Consider the following 1,549-nt stretch of genomic DNA (forward strand, 5'->3'; position numbering starts at 1 on the left):
AGGCGAAGACGCTCGCCCGCATCGAGCAGCACGCCCCGCGCCTCAAGCGCGTGAAGGTGTACGGCGGCGACTACGAGAAGGTGGTCCGCAAGTACGACGGGAAGGACACCGTCCTCTTCTTGGACCCGCCCTACCCTGGCTACAACGTCGACGTCGGCGAAGGCGACTTCGACGAGGAGCGCTTCTACGGCGTCCTCAAGTCACTCAAGGGTCGCTGGCTCATGACGTATGGCATCCGGGGGAAGTTGCCCGGGATGCTGAAGGACTCCGGCTTCGTGGTGAAGCGGATCCGCACGCCTCGCACCATCGCCGCCATGCGCGGCGTGGGCGGCTCCTCCGTGCTGACGCAGCTCCTCGTCTCCAACTACCAGCCCGCCGCGAAGGCGCTGGAGAGTGACGGGGACTTCACGCTCGACGACTGGCAACCGGAGGGGCCGTCCGGCACCGCCCCCTTCGCTACCACGACGTCCCTCCTCAAGGGCGTCGAGCCCGACGACGAGCGGTACGTCCTGGGTGTCGTCCTGGAGCCGGAGACGGTGGACGCGCAGGGCGACCTCTACTCCGCCGCGGAGATTCGGCAGGCCGCGCACCGCTTCATGGAGGAGTTCGGCGGCCTGGGCCTCATGCACCAGATGCGCGTCAACGGGCACGTCAAGGTGCTGGAGAGCTACCTCGCCCCCGTCGATTTCAACCTGGGCGAGGTGCAGGTGCGCAAGGGCACCTGGCTTCTCGCCGTGCGCGTCCTCTCCGACGAGCTCTGGGGGCGTGTGAAGGACGGGCAACTGACGGGCTTCAGCATTGGCGGCACCGCGCGCCGGCTCCCCGAGGCCTCTCCCGCTACCGAGACGCCCCCTTCCGACACACCTGCCGCTGACTCCCAGCCGGAGGCCGCATGACGAGCACCACCCAAGGTCCCGCTTCCGTCCACCGCCTCATCGACATGGTGGTGGAGGAGGTGTCCCTCGTGGACAGGGCCGCCAACAAACACCGCTTCCTCTTGGTGAAGCGAGACGGAGACACCATGCACGACGCTCCCCAGGACGCCTCGCAAGCCGAGGGCAATAGCCACGCCGCCTCGGACACCAACAAGGCCGAGGACGCAGTCCTCACCGCTGCCCAACAGGCCCTCGAAGCGGTGACGGCCCTCGTCGAGGCGTTGGCCTCCACGGATGGCATCGACGGCGTGCGCGTGGTGGAGGTGGCCCAGCACCTGCGCGCGCTGGCCGACGCGCTGGAGGAGAGCGAGGACGACTCCGAGGACGAGGAGGATGTCGACGCGCGCGCCAAGGCCGCCAACCCCGCGCCGCCTCCTCAGTCGGCTCCGCCCGCGCCCGCGACGAGCCCCGACGCCTCCGGCGTCATGGAAGGACTGACGAAACTCACCGACGCCGTCCGCGCGCTGGAGGGCTCCGTGAAGGAGCAGCAACAGCGCCTGGGCCGCGTGGAGAAGCAGTTCGGCCTGCCCAACAGCAGCGCCCCCGCGGAGCGCCCGCCGAAGCCCCCCGTCGAGGACGTCGGCTGGCCCCTCGACATGAACAAGCCCCTCAAC

At 69.3% G+C, this 1,549-nt stretch carries 2 protein-coding genes; both read left to right on the top strand.

What is annotated here, in order from left to right; translation table 11 throughout:
- Positions 1-896, top strand: an 896-nt coding sequence (locus FJV41_RS49085; protein ID WP_141649496.1) for an XkdF-like putative serine protease domain-containing protein, incomplete at its 5' end; no start/stop codon positions are given.
- Positions 893-1,549 (top strand): hypothetical protein (locus FJV41_RS49090; RefSeq protein ID WP_141649497.1); only part of this gene is annotated, 657 nt, incomplete at its 3' end. The genes FJV41_RS49085 and FJV41_RS49090, both read left to right, overlap by 4 nt.

This window comes from Myxococcus llanfairpwllgwyngyllgogerychwyrndrobwllllantysiliogogogochensis (genome assembly GCF_006636215.1).
Classification (GTDB): domain Bacteria; phylum Myxococcota; class Myxococcia; order Myxococcales; family Myxococcaceae; genus Myxococcus; species Myxococcus llanfairpwllgwyngyllgogerychwyrndrobwllllantysiliogogogochensis.